We start from the raw sequence: 15345 nt of genomic DNA, 5'->3' as shown, positions 1-15345 counted from the left end.
CCACCGATGCGGCCGCAAACCAACGGCATGGTGGAGCGCTTCAACGGGCGGATCGAGGACGTCCTGCAGAGTCATCGCTTCCGATCAGGCGAGGACCTTGAGCAGACGATCCTGCGCTATGTCCGCCTCTACAACGGCCAGCTCCCGCAATCCGTCCTGAAGGGCAGAACGCCTATCGACGCCCTCAAGGACTGGCATCGCCAAAAGCCAAGGCTCTTCAAAAAGCGGCCATACAATCAAGCGGGATCTGACATTTAGGCCCGCGAAGAACTGGGTGGCCTTTTTTAGGATTTCCCTCTCCTCCCTGAGAAGCCGGATCTCACGTCGAAGCCGCTCATTCTCTTTGGCGAGGTCCAAATCCTCTTGTGAAACCACGTTCGTGTCTCGATGCGCTGTGATCCATTTGTTCAGCGTCGACATTCCAACGCCCAGATCATCAGCCACCTGCTTGCGCGTCAGCCCGCTGGTCAGCGCAATACGCACCGCATCCTGGCGGAATTCGTCCGTCCGTTTCAATCCCATAGTTCGTCTCCTTTGTTGCAGTAAATGCTATCAAAGGAGCGGCATCAAACCGCGACAGGTCCAAACCGCCCCGACGTGAGCCGCCGCCGTGTGCGCTGGAAGCGGCACCAGGGCCGGATCGACCCCCGTCGTCTCGTGTTCATTGATGAAACCTGGGCCAAGACCAACATGGCCCCGCTGCGCGGCTGGGCTCCCAGAGGTGAACGCCTGATCGGGCGGGCCCCGCATGGTCACTGGCGCACCATGACCTTTATCGCAGCGCTGCGTCATGATCGGATCGACGCGCCCTTTGTTTTGGACGGTCCCGTCAACGGCGAAGCGTTCCGGGCTTATGTCGCGCACGTGCTCGTCCCAACCCTGCGCCCGGGCGATGTGGTGGTTATGGACAATCTGGGCAGCCACAAAGGGCAAGCCGTGCGGCAAGCGATCCGTAACGCGAAAGCGCATCTACTTTTTCTGCCGCCCTACAGCCCGGACCTGAACCCGATTGAACAGGTCTTCTCGAAGCTCAAACACATGCTCCGCAACGCAGCCGAGCGCACAATGGAGGCAACGTGGCGCAGGATCGGGACACTGCTCGACCGCTTCAGCCCACAGGAGTGCGCGAACTACCTCGCCAATACTGGATACGCTTCAAGCTAATCTCATCATGCTCTAGCGCGGTTCGGGCCCGGTCCGCTCGCCCGTCGGGGACGCGCGCACGGACGTGCTCCGCGCTCGATCCACCGAAGGCAGCGACCGCCACGCCGCATCGCATCCGGAGGCCCTGTCTGTCGTGCCGATGGACCCTATCCGTCCCGGCCGCGCCGCCACAGATGCGCCTGGCTGGCGAAAAGACCCTGCATTTTGGACAGCACCCGCAGGCCCGGTCCGGAGGGGAGAGCCGTACCGCTCGCCAGGCGCTCCACCGCGACCTCGGGCGGGCAGGGCAGGCCGGTGACGGGATCGACGTAGCGCGGGTAGTCGATCAGCACGGCATGGACCAGCGCCTCCAGGCAGGGGCGGGCGGTCCGCCGCGCCGGTGCGCCGCCCAGATCGCGCGTGAGGCCCCAGCCCGCATAAAAGGGCTGGCCCAGACATGTGACGGAACGGCCGCGGATCAGCGCCTCGAACCCCAGGGTAGAGGTCATCGTCCAGACCTCGTCCACGGCCGACAGGATCGGCGCGGGGTCCGCGCGGGTCAGTACCGCGTCGGCGGCATCGGCGGCGATCGCGCCGGGGCGCAGGCCCGCCTCCACGTCCGGGTGCGGCTTGTAGAGGATCACCGCATCGGGATTGTCGGCCCGCACCCGGGCCAGCAGGGCGGCGTTGCTGGCGATGTCGCGGGCGCCAAGGCGGATCGACGCGTCGTCCTCCACCTGTCCGGGAACCAGGATGCGCCGTCCGGCCGGCAGCTTGGGCAGATCGGCGCGCCCCAGGTTGTATTTCGTGACCCCGCGCCGGATGAGCGCGTCGATCAGCCGCCGGGACCGCGCAAGGTCCGGCGCTGTCAGGGTCAGGCTGCGCGCGATCAGCGCCTCCAGCCGTGAGGGCCGCGTGGGATCGTAGTAGATCCCCAGATCGTCGGTCACCAGGGACAGCGGCGCGATCAGGTCGGCGCCCAGCCCGCGAGAGCGCAGGAACCCGTCCTCCACCCGCAGCAGCCGCGGCGCGGCGCGATGTGCCGGCGCCTCCCTGCCGGCCCAGACCAGCAGCCCGCGCCCGTCGCGCGCGGCGCGTGCCGCGGCCTTGCCGGGGTCGGTCACGAACACCAGGGCGCGCTCCGTGCCGAAGATGCGCTGGAGCGGCCGGCGCTTCCACAGGCGCATCCCGCTGGCCACATGGCCCGACCGGTCCTCGCGCCAGGCGCGCGCCCGGGCCTCCAGGTGGTCAAGCACGTCCTCCACCTCGGCCAGCCGGTCGCGGTGGGGATCGTACCAGACCGGCGCGTCGATCAGCGCCGCACAGGCCAGCTGGTCCCGCGACAGGCGCCGGGTGCGGCGCGGCACGGGCGCCTCGTCGCGGCTGAGGCCCCAGCCGGCGTAGAAGGGCTGTCCGAAGACGCGGGGGGTGCGGCCGGCCAGGATCGACTCGAACCCCAGCTGCGAGCTGACGGTATAGACGGCGGCGGCCCCATCGATGAGGCGCCAGGGAGAGACCGGCGCATCCACGATCCGCGTCCGGTCGTCCCGGTCCGCGGCGCCGAAATGGCCCGGCCGAAGGCCCAGGGCCGTTTCCGGATGGGACTTGATGACCACCTGGGCGTTGGGATGTTCGTCCCGCGCGGCCTCCAGCATCCGGCGAAAGGTCAGGTCCGACGCGCCGCCGAAGCGGATCGAGGCGTCGCCCCGCGTCTGGTCCACCACCAGGACATATCCCGGCCCGGGCACGGCCAGCCGGGGGTCAACCGCACTGTATTTCGTCAGATGCGCGCGTTGCAGCCGCAGCGTGGCGTGGCGGGCGCGCGACAGCCGCCCCGGATCGTCGAGGGGCGCGCCGGCCAGCAACCGCTCCAGATCGGAGGGGGCACCGCTGTCGAAATGGACGCCGCGGCGGTCGATCAACAGCCCAAGCGGCGGCTCCCCGGCGCGGCCGGGCCGCAGGGAACGCAGAAACGCGTCCTCGATCCGCAGGATCGGGACGCCCGCGCGGGCGGCGACGGCCTCGCCGCGCCAGGCGCGGGGGGACCGGCCCCAGACGGCCACCGCATCGCCCGCGCGCGGCAGGCCCGTGGTCACGCGCCAGCCGGAAAGGGTCAGGATCCGCCGCAGACGCGGCGACAGGAAGCCGCCGGAGTAGACGCACAGGCGCCGCCCGGGCGGCACCCGGTCAGTTGACGGTGGCGTTGAGGGAATTGGCCGCACCCGCGGTGCCGGTCAGGGCCGACAGGATCTTGCGCCACTGCACGTAGGGCGCCTCTGTCACATAGATCGTGTCGCCGTCGCGGATCGCGAAGTCGCGCGCCTCGAACAGGCCGTTGGGCTCCGTCAGGTCGAGCACGTAGACCATCCGCTGCGGCCCGATCAGGTCGCTGCGGGCCAGCACGTTGTTGGCGATGGTCTCGGGCTCGTTGCGCAGGACGAACACGCCGGTAGGATCGGCCAGGGCGGAACTGAGCCCGCCCACCAGCGCCACGGCCTCCATCGCCGACAGGGCCTGCTTCTTGAACGGGATAAGCTGTTGCGCCCCGGTCGCGCCGAGCGCCGTGAAAGAGCGGTCGTCCTCTTCGACCAGGATCCGGTCGCCGTCGCGCAGGGCGATGTCGAAACTGGGGTTCTTGTAGAGATCCTCGAACCAGATGCGTTCCTTCTTGCCGGCGCGCGACACGGTCACAAGGGCGATCTCCGGCTCGATCGCGACGCCGCCGGCGCGCGTCAGCATGGCCGACAGCCGTCGCGTCGGACGCTCGATCGGATAGATGCCCTGGGACCCGACGCCGCCGGCGACCGACACGCTCGACCCGTCGCCCGAAAGGCGCCGCACCAGCACCTGCGGGTCCGGGGTCTGGCTGCCGAGCCGGTCGGCGATGATCCGGCGCACGGCCTCGGTGGAATTTCCGGCGGCGCGGATCCGGCCCGCATAGGGCACGAAGATGAAGCCCGCGCCATCCACCTGAACCTCGTCCAGAGCCGTCGCCGGCGCGCCCTGTGCGACCAGCAGACCGTCCTCCACGTTTTCGTAGATGGTCAGGCCCAGCGTGTCGCCGGGGTTGATCGTGTCTGCCCCGACCACACCCACATCGACGAAAGAGGACGAAAATCCCAGCGCTTCGTAGACAGAGGTCGCCGTGGTCACGCGCCGGTTCACCGAGACGACGAACGCGTCGCCCTGCTCCTGGACGGAGCCCGCGAATATCTCTTTCTTGGTCGGCCCGCCCCGCGGCAGACCGCAGGAGGCGACAAGCGTGAGGCTGAGAAGGACGAGACCGATCCTGGCGAGGTTCGTTGGCAGGAATTTCAAAGCCCGGTCTCCTTGGCCTGGTCCGGTCGTCATGCGTCTGACCTCTGCATGAGGCGGGCGGGCAACTCAATATGGACGCCCCATCGGGGCTATCTGACGAGATGCAGTTGTTGCCTATGAGCCGCTGCGCCCGATTGCAAGGCCCGGTAGGGGTCCTGCGGGGCAAGGATCATGTCCACCACCTGGCGCAGAAGCTGCCTGCGGCCGCGCACGGAGTAGAAGTTGCCGGCGATCTGGCTGGTTTCCAGAAGGTAGAGGCGGTAGTCGCGATAGGCTTCGGCATCCGGCCGCCATGGCCGGGCGAAGAACTCCGCCAGAGGCTGGGTGGAGGCAAATTCCGGCTTCGAATAGACCGCGTTTCCGAACGCCCGGAGCGGCAGGCCGCGCCAGAGGGCCTGCTGCGCGGCGGTGGAGTTCACCGTCACGGCCGAGCGGGCATGGTCGAGCAGCCCGGCGAGCTTGCCGCCGCGCACGTAATGGACCCGGTGCGCCACGCCATGTGTGCGCGCCAGGGCGCGGATGTCGCGGCGCTGGTGGATGCGCCCGTCCTCCAGCGGATGGGCCTTGAACACAAGGTGGTGATGCCGTGCGGCGCCGCGGGCGAAGCCGGCGATGACCATCTCCAGGAAGTCGCGCGTCGTCGCAAAGGGAGAGTGCGCCCGGAAGTTGCTGTCGTGTTCGAGTTGCAGGAGCACCAGGTGATACGGGAACCCGCCGGTCTTGATCCGCCGCGTGGCGGCGACGCGGTCGGCCCATAGCAGCGGCGCAAGCACAAGGCGGCGCAGGTAGAGGCGGAACTCCTGCGCGACGCTCAGCACCCGGTGCGGCCGGAATCCCCCGTAGCGCCGGTTCGCCAGCAGCACCAGCGCGTGATAGAGCGCGCCGTAGAACACATGGTGCCGCATCGCCCCCCAATGCGCCGGCGCCTCTGGCATGTCGGACGCGGCGCGGCCCAGCGCGGCCCGCATGTCGGCCACATCCATCGCCATGAGCGCGGAGTTGCCGTTCGATCCGTCGCGCTCATAGGTGACCCAGTAGGGCCTGAGGTAGCCCTCTTCGAAGATATGGACGGTCAGGCCGCGCGCCTTTGCGATGGCCACGGCCCGGGCATGGACCGGTCGGGTGTCGCCGTAGAGCACCAGGTCGGTGATCTGTTTGTCGTCCAGGATCCCAGCAAGCCGGTCGGGCCAGGCGTCCAGCGTGCCGGTATGGGCGATATAGCCGGACCGGCGCGGCCAGAACACACGGTCGCCACGGTTGAATCCCACCCGCCAGACCTGCGCGCCCGCCGCTTCCAGCATCCGGCCCAGCGCGGCGAAGAACGGCCCGTGCGGTCCCTGCAGCAGCAGGAAGGCGCGCCTTGCGGTCGCGGGTCCATGCGCAACGACGTTATCCATGGCGGGATCGGACCACGGCAGGATGGCAATTTGATGGCGCCGCCGGCCCCCCGGGCCCCTTGTCGCGGCCAGGGCACCGGTCCACATGGAGCCAAACGGAGGTCGGGGCGATGTTCACGGGATTGATCGGCGACATGGGCGAGGTGATCGCGGTCGAGATGCGGGGCGACATGCGGGCGCGCATCGGATGCGCCTACGACCCGTCCGGCATTGCCATCGGCGCGTCCATCGCCTGCGACGGGATCTGCCTGACGGTCGTAGCGGCCGGGTCCGCGCCGCGCAACTGGTTCGAGGTCGAGATCAGCGCCGAGACCCTGTCGCGCACCAACATCGGCGTCGGGGGATGGCCCGTCGGACGCCGGATCAATCTGGAACGCTCGCTGCGGCTGGGCGACGAGCTTGGCGGGCATATCGTCTCGGGTCACGTGGACGGGGTGGCGCGGATCGTGGCGGTCCGGCAGGACGGCGACTCGACGCGCTTCTCTCTGGACGCGCCACGTGACCTGGCACGGTTCATCGCGCCAAAGGGCTCCATCGCGCTGAACGGCACGTCGCTCACCGTGAACGAGGTCGAGGACGCGCGCTTCGGCGTCAACCTGATCCCCCATACCAAGGCGGTCACCACCTGGGGCCGCGCAGGTCAGGGCGACGCGGTGAACCTGGAGGTCGACACCATGGCCCGCTATGTAGCCCGCCTGCGCGAGTTCGACTGACCCGCCGCCTCTGGCCAATCGGACCCGCCCGGTCTATCCCGCCCGCAGCGAAAGGGGCCCCGATGACCGACATGTCCGACGATCACGCTGCCGTCTCCTCGATCGAGGAGATCATTGAAGACGCCCGCAACGGCCGCATGTTCATCCTCGTCGATCACGAGGACCGCGAGAACGAGGGCGACCTGGTGATCCCGGCCCAGATGGCCACGCCCGACGCCATCAACTTCATGGCGCGCGAGGGGCGGGGCCTGATCTGTCTCAGCCTGACCGGAGAGCGCTGCGATGCGCTGGGCCTGCCGCTGATGGCGTCGCACAACTCGTCGCGGCATGAGACCGCGTTCACCGTCTCCATCGAGGCGCGGGAGGGGGTGTCCACCGGCATCTCCGCCCAGGACCGGGCGCGCACCATCTCCGTCGCCATCGACCGCGGCGCGGCGGCGGCGGACATCGCCACCCCCGGTCACGTGTTCCCGCTGCGCGCCCGAGAGGGCGGCGTGCTGGTCCGCGCGGGCCATACGGAGGCGGCGGTGGACATCGCCCGGCTGGCGGGGCTGAACCCGTCCGGCGTGATCTGCGAGATCATGAACGAGGACGGCACCATGGCCCGGCTGCCCGACCTGGTGGCCTTCGCCCAGCGCCACGCGCTCAAGATCGGCACGATCAGCGACCTGATCGCCTATCGCCGCCGGCACGACAACCTGGTGCGCAGGACCCAGGAGCGGCGGATCACCTCCGAATTCGGCGGCGACTGGACCCTGCGCATCTACAAGGACGAGACCCAGGGCGCCGAGCACATCGTGCTCATCAAGGGTGAGATCGACGGCGCGGGCCCGGTGCTGGTGCGGATGCACGCCATGGACCCGATGCTCGACGTGGTCGGCGCGGGGCCCAAGGGTCGCGCCCGGGAGTTCGGCGATGCCATGGAGATGATCGCGGCGGAGGGGCAGGGTGTGCTGGTCCTGCTGCGCGACCTGACCATGAAGATCGTCGGCGACGACGAGGTGTCGCCCCAGACGCTGCGCCAGTACGGGCTGGGGGCGCAGATCCTGTCGTCTCTGGGGCTGCATGAGCTGATCCTGCTGACCAATTCCCCCAAGCCCAAGGTCGTCGGGCTTGAGGCCTACGGCCTGACGATCACCGCCACCCGGAAGATATCGGAGATCGGCTGATGGCCGGACAAGCGCACTACACCCCGCCGATGCCGGAGTTCGACCGGCCCGTGAAGGTGCTGATCGTGGTCGCGCCCTATTACCGCGATATCGCCGACAGCCTGCTGACCGGCGCGCGAAAGGTGCTGGACCGGGCCGGCGCCGAACATGAGACCGTCGAGGTGCCCGGCGCCCTTGAGGTGCCCACCGCGATCCGCATCGCCCAGCGCATGGGCGACTTCCACGGTTTCGTGGCCCTCGGCTGCGTGATCCGGGGCGAGACCACGCATTACGAGACGGTCTGCAACGACAGTTCCCGCGCGCTGACCCTGCTGGGGCTGGACGGGGCCTGCATCGGCAACGGCATCCTGACGGTGGAGACCCACGCCCAGGCGGCCGTCCGCGCCGGTGAGCAGGACAAGGGCGGCGGCGCGGCGGCGGCGGCGCTGCATCTTGTCGCGCTGTCGCGGAAATGGTCCCGCGCCCCGAAGGACATCGGCTTCACCCCGGCGCGGGACGGCTGATGGCGGTGGACAAGCGCCAGATGCGGTCCGCCGCGCGGCTCTACGCGGTGCAGGCGCTGTTCCAGATGGAGCAGGTCGATGCCTCTTCCGACCGGGTCCGGGCCGAGTTCGAGACCCACCGCTTCGGCGCCGTCTACGACGAGGGCGAGATGGCCGAGGGCGATCTGGAGCTGTTCCGCAAGACCCTGGACGACGCGGTGACCTGGCAGGCCAGGATCGACCAGCTCACCCATCGGGCGCTGGTGGCGAAATGGCCCATCGACCGGATCGACCCGGTTCTGCGCGCGCTCTTTCGCGCCGCGGGCGCGGAGCTGGTCGCCGGCAAGGCCCCGCCCAAGGTCGTCATCGTGGAATTCGTCGACGTGGCCAAGGCGTTCTTTCCCGACGGCCGCGAGCCGAAGTTCGTCAACGCGGTGCTCGACCACATGGCGCGAGAGGTCAGGCCAGAGGCGTTCACGGCCAGATCGTGACGCGCCCGAGGGAACCCGCCGGCGTGGCGGGCGCTTGATCCCCTGTACACGTCATGCGGGAGAATTCCATGCGCGCACTCAGCACCACAGTCCTGACGGGCCTTTTCACCTCCGGCATTGCCCTGCCGGCGTCCGCGGCCACGGGCGCGTCCGTGACGGGCGCCTCGGTTCTGGGGGGCGTTCTGCTGGCCGGGCTTGTTGGCCTGGGCATGCTGCGGACCGGGACAGCGCGTGAGCGCCGCGTTCCGGTACGGGTTCGGTCACGGCGCTGAACCGTCGTCGGGCGACGCGACCCGGTAGCGCTCAAGCTCCTCGGCCACGAAGATGTAGATCGCGTCGGGCGGCGTCGCCAGAGCGTGCCGCATGAGCATCGGGTCGAGTCCCATCTCGTCCAGATAGCCCATTACCCGGCCCAGCCCGGCCTGGATGTCCTCGACCGCCAGAAACGCCGGCTGGATGATGTTCTCGCCGAAGTAATGCTGGTGGACCCCGACCGACCCTTCGGGATCTATCCGGCGGGTCCGGCCTCCGGCCAGCACGTAGGGGCAGGCCGACAGGCACACGTCGCCGGCGGCGATCTCCACCGTCAGGCCCAGACGGCGGATCTCGCGTCCAAGGGACAGGGCATCATCGACAGAGCCGCCCGGAGAATGCAAGAGCAGCGCCTCCGGTGCACTGTCCGCCGCGAAACGCCGCTCCAGAAGTTCGGCTATCCGCTCGCCGTCGCCCGGAGCGATGGTTCCCACCATCCGCAGCACGTCGCGGCCGTCCAGCGCGGCCTCCTCCAGCACCAGCCGGGGCGGCATGTCCGGTGTCGCCGGAAAGGGACGGTCGGGCACGTCCGGCAGGTCCCGGGGGCGATAGCGCCGGGTCTGGTCGCCTGGACGCACCGGCTGGTCCATGGCCGGGGCGCGCGGTCCGGAGGGCAGCCCCGGAACGCCGATGGACAGATCCCCCGCCACCAGCGCCACCCCGATCAGGAGTTGCAGGGCGAAGATGCCCTTGATGACCGTTCCGGGCGTCGCGGTCATCGGGCGAGGGGGGCGGGCGTGCGCGCCGTCATTCCGGGCGCGGCCTGAGCGGCGTGGGCTCCGCGCCCTTGCGGGGCGCCGTCTGATCCGCATCCGGCCGGGACGTCTCATGCGCGGGTTCGGGCGGCGGCGCGGGTTCGGGCGGGTCGGTCCGCTCGACCTCGCGCAGCGCCAGCATCGCGGCGCGCAGTTCCGCCACGGTCATCCGGTCCTCGATCGCGACGCGGTCGCGAGAGGCGCGGATCGCGGCCTGGGTCACCATCAGGATGAACACCAGAACCCCCGGCAGCAGGTCGATGGCGATGGCGCCCGCCCAGGACGGCACGAAGTTTCCGGCATAGCGGATCACCGCGTCGGCGGCGGAGATCGGCGTATAGCTGACCTCATCCGGCGGGGCCATGGATTCCACCGCCGTGGAGGCGGCCAGCAGCGTCTCTGCCCGCTGGGCGAGCACTTCCAGAACTGAATCGATGGTCGCCTGCTGGCCCTGCGCCGTAGCCGCCGTCTGCGACAGGGCGGGGCGGACCACGGACGCCGCCAGGTCGTTGGCTGCGCGCGACACCAGCGGCGCGACGGAAAGCTGCCGCAGCCGGGTGATGAGGCCGGCCAGCCGCACGGCGTCCTCCGAAAACTCGACGGACCGTGCGTCCACGGGGCCGGGTTCCACGGTGAGAGAACGCATCCGGCTCAGGATCTCGTTGCCTTCCGCGAAGGCCGCGGCGACGGCCGGTCCCTGCTGGGCGATCTGCTGTTCCAGCGCGGCCAGCTCTTCGGACTTCTGGCGCAGGACGCGGAACACGGCGCCGCGGCCGGCGATGCCCGACAGATCCCCGGTTGCCTCCTGCTCGGACAGGTCCTGAAAGCTCTGGCGCACCCGCGCCACGTCCCGCTCCAGCGCCTGGGCGGAAATCGCCAGCGTGTTCGCCCGTTCCAGCGACGCCTGATATTCCTGCACGGTGCGCGCCAGGTGCTGTTCGACCGCGGCGGACCCGGCCAGGGCCGCGGCGTTCAGCCAGGACGACATGGCGACGATCGCCACCGACCCCAGCGCCATGGCGCCCAGCAGGCCCAGCCGGGACGCGCCCGTGCGCATCGCCGGCAGCAGGCGCATCAGATAGGACCAGAACACGAAGATCCCCACCGACACCGCGATCGAATAGGCCAGCGCGGCAAAGGTGGTCAGCGCGCCGTCATCGCTCAGAAGCGACCGCACCCCCAGATAGGTGTAGATCCCCGATGCCGCCGAGAGCACGCCCAGAGCGGTCCCCGAGAATGTGTCGAGCCAGCCCAGGTGGCCTTCGAGTTCGCGCACGTGGCGCGGATCGGTGCGGTCGGTCATGGGGCGCCCCAAGCGTGTCGGTCGGCGGATCATGCCGCCGGGGGGCGGAAAATCCAATCAAGAAAACGTAGCACGACAAGGGGGTGGAACGGCGGGACCACCACGACCGTCGGGTGTTCAAATTCCCGAGGACCTGTTTACACAGGTGGGCGCCAGGTAGTCGGACCACGGTCCGGCCAGAGCCAGCTCCCTCGGATTTGATTAAGGCCACCGGAATTTTACCCGGCACGGGAAGGGCAGTGCCCGCCTGTGACCAGAGGTAGGCGGGCGCGCGCGACCTGGCAAGGGGCAGCGTCCCCTTGATTTCCGTTTACCGTTTGTTCACAATTCCCCCATGCCCGACGATTTCACTGATCCGCCGCCTCGACCCGGCCAGCTTCTGGCCCGCGGGGTGTCGCGCGCGCTGGTGTCCCACGGCTTCGCGACGGTTCAGGAACTCGTGCCGTCTGCGGGCCTTCGGGTGGATGTCATGGCCCTGGGACCGAAGGGCGAGATCTGGATCGTGGAGTGCAAGTCCTCCCGCGCCGATTTCGCCGGCGATGCGAAATGGGGCGGCTATCTGGAATGGTGCGACCGCTATTTCTGGGCGGTGGACGAAAACTTTCCCACCGACCTGTTGCCGGACGCGCACGGGCTGATCGTCGCGGATGCCTACGACGCCGAGATCCTCCGCATGGGCGAGGAAACGCGCCTTGCCCCCGCCCGGCGCAAGGCGATGGTACAGAAATTCGCCGTGCACGCGGCGCGCCGGCTCCATGCCCTGCGCGATCCCGGCGCGGGGCTGACGATCTAGCGCTTCTTCCTGGCCATCGCGCGGGCGCCCTGGGCGGCGGCGCGGATCTCTTCGGCGATTTCCTCGGCTTCCTCGGGGTCGAAGTCCATCGGCACCTCTATGCCGCCATCGGCCGCGACGTAGATCCGCACCATCCCCGCGTCGGTCGGCCCGATCTGCAGGTTCGCGGTCGTGTCGGACGGATCGTTGATGCCCATGGGTTCGCTCCTCTTTCCGTCCGCCTACCCCTCGGCCACCGGCGGCGCAAGGTTGCGCGGGCGCGCGCGGCGCGCCACACATCGCTCATGGAGCACCGCCCGTTCACCTTCGCCGACCTGGAGTGGCTGGTCGCGCGCCACGCGGATCTCTACGGACGCGAGGCCGGTTTTGGCCCCGCCTTCGCCGGGGACGTGCGCGCGGTGGCAGAGGGGTTCCTGGCGCGCGCCGATCCGGCAGAGGCCGCATGGATCGCCTTGCAGGACGGGAAGCCGCAAGGCTCTTTGTTCCTCGTGCGGGACGGAGACGACGCGCGGCTCAAGCTGGTGCTGCTGGAGCCTGCGCGGCGCGGACAGGGCCACGGCCGCGCCCTGCTGGCGCTTGCGATGCGAACCGCGCGGGCCAACGGATACCCGCGCATGCGCGTGTCCACCTACGATCTGCACGCCGCCGCCTGCCGCCTCTACGCGGCCGCGGGCTTTGCGGAAACCGCCCGTCTGCCCGCCCGTGCCTACGGCAGATCCCTTGTCGAGCGGCGCTTCTCGCGGCCGCTCTGAGACTTGCATCCCGGTGTCGTCTTGGCTATTTCAACCCCGCGTGCCGCCGTAGCTCAGTTGGTTAGAGCGCCTGATTGTGGATCAGGAGGTCCCCCGTTCGAGCCGGGGCGGTGGTACCACTCCCGCTATGGCGACAGCTCTATCGTGCGGCGCAGAACGGTGCCGGTGGCATCATAGACCAGCGCCTCGCCGGCATCGGTCACCACCAGCACGAAGCCGCGGCCAAGGGTGACGGCCTCGACCCCCGTGCCCTGGGGCAGGGCGATGGCGTCGGGCAGCGCCGCGACGGGCCGGGGCAGGCGGGTGTAGAACAGCCAGACCAGCACCACCATGGACAGCAGCATGGTTGCGGTCAGGCCGATCACCAGCCATTTCAGGATCGCTAGCCCCGTGTCGCGGGCGGGAGTGTCGTCCATGGCCGGTCAACGCCTTTCCATCACCATCGGGGACGACCCGCCCCCGCGCCTTGATAAGGCGCTGGCCCGCGACGTGCCAGAGACCGCGCACCTGTCCCGCTCCCGCCTGGTCCGGCTGATCGAGGACGGCGCCGTGCGGCGCGGGACAGAGATCCTGGGCTCGGCCCGGGCGCGCGTGGCGGCCGGCGACGTGATCGAGATCGCCGTTCCCGACGAGTCCGAGAGCCACATGGCGCCAGAGGACATTCCCCTGACCGTGGTCCATGAGGACGCCGACCTGGCGGTGGTGGACAAGCCCGCGGGCATGGTGGTGCACCCGGCGCCCGGAACGCCGTCGGGCACGCTGGTCAACGCGCTGCTGCACCACTTCGGGGACCGCCTGTCCGGTGTCGGCGGTGAGCGGCGGCCCGGCATCGTCCACCGGATCGACAAGGACACCTCCGGTCTGCTGGTCGTGGCCAAGACCGACCGCGCCCATCACGGGCTGGCCGGACAGTTCGCCGCCCACAGCGTGACCCGGCGCTATCTGGCGCTGTGCCACGGCGTGCCGTCGCCGCGCGACCCGCGGCTTCTGGGCACGCGCGGCGTGTCGGCGGAACCCGGCGGCGTGATACGCATCGCCACCAATCTCGCCCGCCACCCCACGGACCGGCAGCGGCAGGCGGTGACCTTCCAGGGCGGACGCCATGCCGTCACCCGGTTCCGGGTCGAGCGGGATCTCGAAGAGGTCGCGCTGATCTGCTGCCGGCTCGAAACCGGCCGCACCCACCAGATCCGCGTCCACTTGCGCCATGCCGGCCACGCCCTGCTGGGCGATCCGGTCTATGGCGGGCAGCGCACGGTCTCTGAGCGGCGGCTGGGGGCGGGGAGCGCGGATGCGGCGAACCGTTTCAGCCGTCAGGCGCTTCATGCGGCCGTTTTGGGCTTCGTTCACCCCGTCAGCGGCGAAAATCTCAGCTTCGAGAGTCCCTTGCCGGCCGATCTTCGCACTCTGTTAGGGTTTTTCAATGAGCCTCGGGACGACACGTCCGCGTGAGATTGCCGCAACACGGCATTTTCGCCGAACTTCCGCCCGCGTGATTCGTTAGCGTGACGATGAGCGTGGATTGAACTGAACCGATCAGTTCACTATATTGTTCAGTGACCCGCACACGGTCCCAGGAGGGCGACGATGGCAACTTATGCAAATCTTCCGGCGCCGAGTCCCGAACAGGGACTCAACCGGTACATGCAGGAAATCCGCAAGTTTCCGATGCTGGAACAGAATGAGGAATACATGCTGGCCAAGCGATGGGTCGAGCATGAGGATACGGAGGCGGCGCACAAGCTGGTGACGTCCCACCTGCGCCTCGCCGCCAAGATCGCGATGGGCTATCGCGGCTACGGGCTGCCCCAGGCCGAAGTGATCTCGGAGGCGAACGTGGGCCTCATGCAGGCGGTCAAGCGGTTCGACCCCGAAAAGGGGTTCCGACTGGCGACCTATGCCATGTGGTGGATCCGCGCCTCCATCCAGGAGTACATCCTGCGCTCCTGGAGCCTGGTCAAGCTGGGGACCACCAGCGCCCAGAAGAAGCTGTTTTTCAACCTTCGCAAGGCGAAAAGCCGCATCGGCGCGCTGGAGGACGGCGATCTGCGGCCGGAGAACGTCAAGCGGATCGCCACCGATCTCGGCGTGACCGAGGACGAGGTTATCTCCATGAACCGGCGGATGGCCGGGTCCGATGCGTCGCTGAACGCCACCATTTCCAACGACGGGGAAGGTGTTGCGCAATGGCAGGACTGGCTGGAGGACGAGGACGCCAACCAGGCCGAGAACTACGCCGAGCGCGATGAGCTGGAGACGAGGCGCCAGCTTCTGGGCGAGGCGATGAACGTGCTCAACGACCGCGAAAAGGACATCCTGACCCAGCGCCGCCTGATGGACCAGCCGGTGACGCTGGAGGAACTGTCCGGCGTCTACGATGTCAGCCGCGAACGCATCCGCCAGATCGAGGTCCGCGCCTTCGACAAGCTGCAAAAGCGCATGACCGAGCTCGCCGGCGAAAAGGGTATGATGGAAAACGCCTGAGCCTCCGGGCGCCCGGGTGTTCGAACACGCAGCACTGACCCGTCCCGTCCTGTGGAACTGCGCAAGTCGGGAAGGCGATGCACAGACATCCACGATGTCGGTCGCGGGTCAGGGCGGCTGGCTAGGCTGGCTGCAAGCACCGCTCTCCTTTGCCTGCGGCGATCCCGATACGATCGGGCACCCTGCTCCGAATGAAGGGAACGCCTGGCAAAAAAGGCCCTGACCGGCTCTGG

General features: G+C 68.9%; 16 protein-coding genes, 1 tRNA gene, 1 other RNA gene and 2 pseudogenes. 11 read left to right on the top strand and 9 right to left on the bottom strand.

Annotated features, from left to right (window positions below; genetic code table 11):
* The coding region (locus KW83_RS19605) for an integrase core domain-containing protein (RefSeq protein WP_152563462.1) at nucleotides 1-258 on the top strand (258 nt) is incomplete at its 5' end.
* On the opposite strand, the pseudogene KW83_RS04085 reads toward KW83_RS19605, so the two are convergent.
* A pseudogene (locus KW83_RS04085) lies at nucleotides 254-522 on the bottom strand (transposase); the annotation flags it as partial. The gene KW83_RS19605 and the pseudogene KW83_RS04085 overlap by 5 nt on opposite strands.
* A gap of 33 nt (nucleotides 523-555) precedes the next feature.
* On the opposite strand from KW83_RS04085, the pseudogene KW83_RS04080 reads away from it, so the two are divergent.
* Nucleotides 556-1164, top strand: a pseudogene (locus KW83_RS04080) (IS630 family transposase); the annotation flags it as partial.
* 146 nt (nucleotides 1165-1310) lie between these two features.
* Here the strand turns inward: KW83_RS04080 and KW83_RS04075 are convergent.
* The 3 genes from KW83_RS04075 to KW83_RS04065 form a co-directional block, all read right to left on the bottom strand.
* On the bottom strand, nucleotides 1311-3326 hold the full coding sequence (locus tag KW83_RS04075) for a capsular polysaccharide biosynthesis protein (protein ID WP_036174647.1): 2016 nt from the start codon (nucleotides 3324-3326) through the stop codon (nucleotides 1311-1313).
* 4 nt (nucleotides 3327-3330) lie between these two features.
* Nucleotides 3331-4461 carry a polysaccharide biosynthesis/export family protein gene (locus KW83_RS04070; RefSeq protein ID WP_235191354.1) on the bottom strand — a complete coding sequence of 377 codons (1131 nt, stop codon included), beginning with the start codon at nucleotides 4459-4461 and terminating at the stop codon, nucleotides 3331-3333.
* Nucleotides 4462-4550: 89 nt separating this feature from the next.
* Nucleotides 4551-5858: a capsule biosynthesis protein gene (locus KW83_RS04065; RefSeq protein WP_051928229.1), complete on the bottom strand. Its 1308-nt coding sequence runs from the start codon at nucleotides 5856-5858 to the stop codon at nucleotides 4551-4553.
* Nucleotides 5859-5968: 110 nt separating this feature from the next.
* Here KW83_RS04065 and KW83_RS04060 point away from each other — a divergent pair, with 110 nt between their 5' ends.
* The 4 genes from KW83_RS04060 to nusB all read left to right on the top strand — a co-directional run bounded on the left by KW83_RS04060 (nucleotide 5969) and on the right by nusB (nucleotide 8713).
* Complete coding sequence (locus KW83_RS04060) at nucleotides 5969-6571, top strand: riboflavin synthase (RefSeq protein ID WP_036174644.1); 603 nt, start codon at nucleotides 5969-5971, stop codon at nucleotides 6569-6571.
* A gap of 62 nt (nucleotides 6572-6633) precedes the next feature.
* Entirely contained in the window at nucleotides 6634-7740 is a 1107-nt protein-coding gene (gene ribB / locus KW83_RS04055; RefSeq protein WP_051928227.1) for a 3,4-dihydroxy-2-butanone-4-phosphate synthase, read from the top strand.
* On the top strand, nucleotides 7740-8243 hold the full coding sequence (locus KW83_RS04050) for a 6,7-dimethyl-8-ribityllumazine synthase (protein WP_036174639.1): 504 nt from the start codon (nucleotides 7740-7742) through the stop codon (nucleotides 8241-8243). The genes ribB and KW83_RS04050 overlap by 1 nt, the downstream gene beginning before the upstream one ends.
* A complete protein-coding gene (gene nusB / locus KW83_RS04045; RefSeq protein WP_036174636.1) occupies nucleotides 8243-8713 on the top strand; it encodes a transcription antitermination factor NusB in 471 nt (156 codons plus the stop codon). The genes KW83_RS04050 and nusB overlap by 1 nt, the downstream gene beginning before the upstream one ends.
* Before the next feature lie 260 nt (nucleotides 8714-8973).
* On the opposite strand, the gene KW83_RS04035 is transcribed toward nusB, so the two are convergent.
* From KW83_RS04035 to ssrS, 3 genes are all read right to left on the bottom strand, one after another.
* Nucleotides 8974-9744, bottom strand: coding sequence for a COG3904 family protein (locus tag KW83_RS04035; RefSeq protein ID WP_036174630.1), 771 nt, complete (start codon nucleotides 9742-9744; stop codon nucleotides 8974-8976).
* A gap of 28 nt (nucleotides 9745-9772) precedes the next feature.
* Nucleotides 9773-11083 (bottom strand): AAA family ATPase, encoded by a 1311-nt coding sequence (locus KW83_RS04030; RefSeq protein ID WP_235191353.1) that lies wholly within the window; start codon nucleotides 11081-11083, stop codon nucleotides 9773-9775.
* Nucleotides 11084-11173: 90 nt separating this feature from the next.
* Nucleotides 11174-11329, bottom strand: a non-coding RNA gene (gene ssrS, locus KW83_RS22110) — 6S RNA.
* Nucleotides 11330-11417: 88 nt separating this feature from the next.
* On the opposite strand from ssrS, the gene KW83_RS04025 reads away from it, so the two are divergent.
* Nucleotides 11418-11876 carry an MmcB family DNA repair protein gene (locus KW83_RS04025; protein WP_036174627.1) on the top strand — a complete coding sequence of 153 codons (459 nt, stop codon included), beginning with the start codon at nucleotides 11418-11420 and terminating at the stop codon, nucleotides 11874-11876.
* Here the strand turns inward: KW83_RS04025 and KW83_RS04020 are convergent.
* Nucleotides 11873-12073 carry a DUF6324 family protein gene (locus KW83_RS04020; protein WP_036174623.1) on the bottom strand — a complete coding sequence of 67 codons (201 nt, stop codon included), beginning with the start codon at nucleotides 12071-12073 and terminating at the stop codon, nucleotides 11873-11875. The two genes, KW83_RS04025 and KW83_RS04020, sit on opposite strands and share 4 nt — an antisense overlap.
* 87 nt (nucleotides 12074-12160) lie before the next feature.
* Here KW83_RS04020 and KW83_RS04015 point away from each other — a divergent pair, with 87 nt between their 5' ends.
* Together KW83_RS04015 and KW83_RS04010 are read left to right on the top strand one after the other, a co-directional pair.
* Nucleotides 12161-12628 carry a GNAT family N-acetyltransferase gene (locus KW83_RS04015; protein WP_036174622.1) on the top strand — a complete coding sequence of 156 codons (468 nt, stop codon included), beginning with the start codon at nucleotides 12161-12163 and terminating at the stop codon, nucleotides 12626-12628.
* A 42-nt stretch (nucleotides 12629-12670) separates the two neighbouring features.
* Nucleotides 12671-12747, top strand: a tRNA-His gene (locus KW83_RS04010).
* A 6-nt stretch (nucleotides 12748-12753) separates the two neighbouring features.
* On the opposite strand, the gene KW83_RS04005 is transcribed toward KW83_RS04010, so the two are convergent.
* A complete protein-coding gene (locus tag KW83_RS04005) occupies nucleotides 12754-13044 on the bottom strand; it encodes a DUF6476 family protein (protein WP_036174620.1) in 291 nt (96 codons plus the stop codon).
* Between KW83_RS04005 and KW83_RS04000 the strand changes: the two genes are divergently transcribed.
* Both KW83_RS04000 and rpoH read left to right on the top strand, forming a co-directional pair.
* Nucleotides 13043-14080, top strand: coding sequence for an RluA family pseudouridine synthase (locus tag KW83_RS04000; protein WP_036174618.1), 1038 nt, complete (start codon nucleotides 13043-13045; stop codon nucleotides 14078-14080). The two genes, KW83_RS04005 and KW83_RS04000, sit on opposite strands and share 2 nt — an antisense overlap.
* A gap of 135 nt (nucleotides 14081-14215) precedes the next feature.
* Nucleotides 14216-15112: an RNA polymerase sigma factor RpoH gene (gene rpoH, locus KW83_RS03995; RefSeq protein ID WP_036174616.1), complete on the top strand. Its 897-nt coding sequence runs from the start codon at nucleotides 14216-14218 to the stop codon at nucleotides 15110-15112.
* The last annotated feature ends 233 nt before the right edge of the window (nucleotides 15113-15345 follow it).

This window comes from Palleronia rufa, from assembly GCF_000743715.1.
GTDB classification, from domain to species: Bacteria; Pseudomonadota; Alphaproteobacteria; order Rhodobacterales; family Rhodobacteraceae; genus Palleronia; species Palleronia rufa.
This window is presented reverse-complemented; position numbering and strand designations above follow the sequence as displayed.

Excerpts from the sequence above, each read along its gene's own strand:
- KW83_RS04065 (WP_051928229.1), bottom strand. The coding sequence starts at position 5,858 with ATGGATAACGTCGTTGCGCATGGACCCGCGACCGCAAGGCGCGCCTTC.
- KW83_RS04060 (WP_036174644.1), top strand. The coding sequence starts at position 5,969 with ATGTTCACGGGATTGATCGGCGACATGGGCGAGGTGATCGCGGTCGAG.
- ribB (WP_051928227.1), top strand. The coding sequence starts at position 6,634 with ATGACCGACATGTCCGACGATCACGCTGCCGTCTCCTCGATCGAGGAG.
- KW83_RS04050 (WP_036174639.1), top strand. The coding sequence starts at position 7,740 with ATGGCCGGACAAGCGCACTACACCCCGCCGATGCCGGAGTTCGACCGG.
- nusB (WP_036174636.1), top strand. The coding sequence starts at position 8,243 with ATGGCGGTGGACAAGCGCCAGATGCGGTCCGCCGCGCGGCTCTACGCG.
- KW83_RS04035 (WP_036174630.1), bottom strand. The coding sequence starts at position 9,744 with ATGACCGCGACGCCCGGAACGGTCATCAAGGGCATCTTCGCCCTGCAA.
- KW83_RS04030 (WP_235191353.1), bottom strand. The coding sequence starts at position 11,083 with ATGACCGACCGCACCGATCCGCGCCACGTGCGCGAACTCGAAGGCCAC.
- KW83_RS04025 (WP_036174627.1), top strand. The coding sequence starts at position 11,418 with ATGCCCGACGATTTCACTGATCCGCCGCCTCGACCCGGCCAGCTTCTG.
- KW83_RS04020 (WP_036174623.1), bottom strand. The coding sequence starts at position 12,073 with ATGGGCATCAACGATCCGTCCGACACGACCGCGAACCTGCAGATCGGG.
- KW83_RS04015 (WP_036174622.1), top strand. The coding sequence starts at position 12,161 with ATGGAGCACCGCCCGTTCACCTTCGCCGACCTGGAGTGGCTGGTCGCG.
- KW83_RS04000 (WP_036174618.1), top strand. The coding sequence starts at position 13,043 with ATGGCCGGTCAACGCCTTTCCATCACCATCGGGGACGACCCGCCCCCG.
- KW83_RS04005 (WP_036174620.1), bottom strand. The coding sequence starts at position 13,044 with ATGGACGACACTCCCGCCCGCGACACGGGGCTAGCGATCCTGAAATGG.
- rpoH (WP_036174616.1), top strand. The coding sequence starts at position 14,216 with ATGGCAACTTATGCAAATCTTCCGGCGCCGAGTCCCGAACAGGGACTC.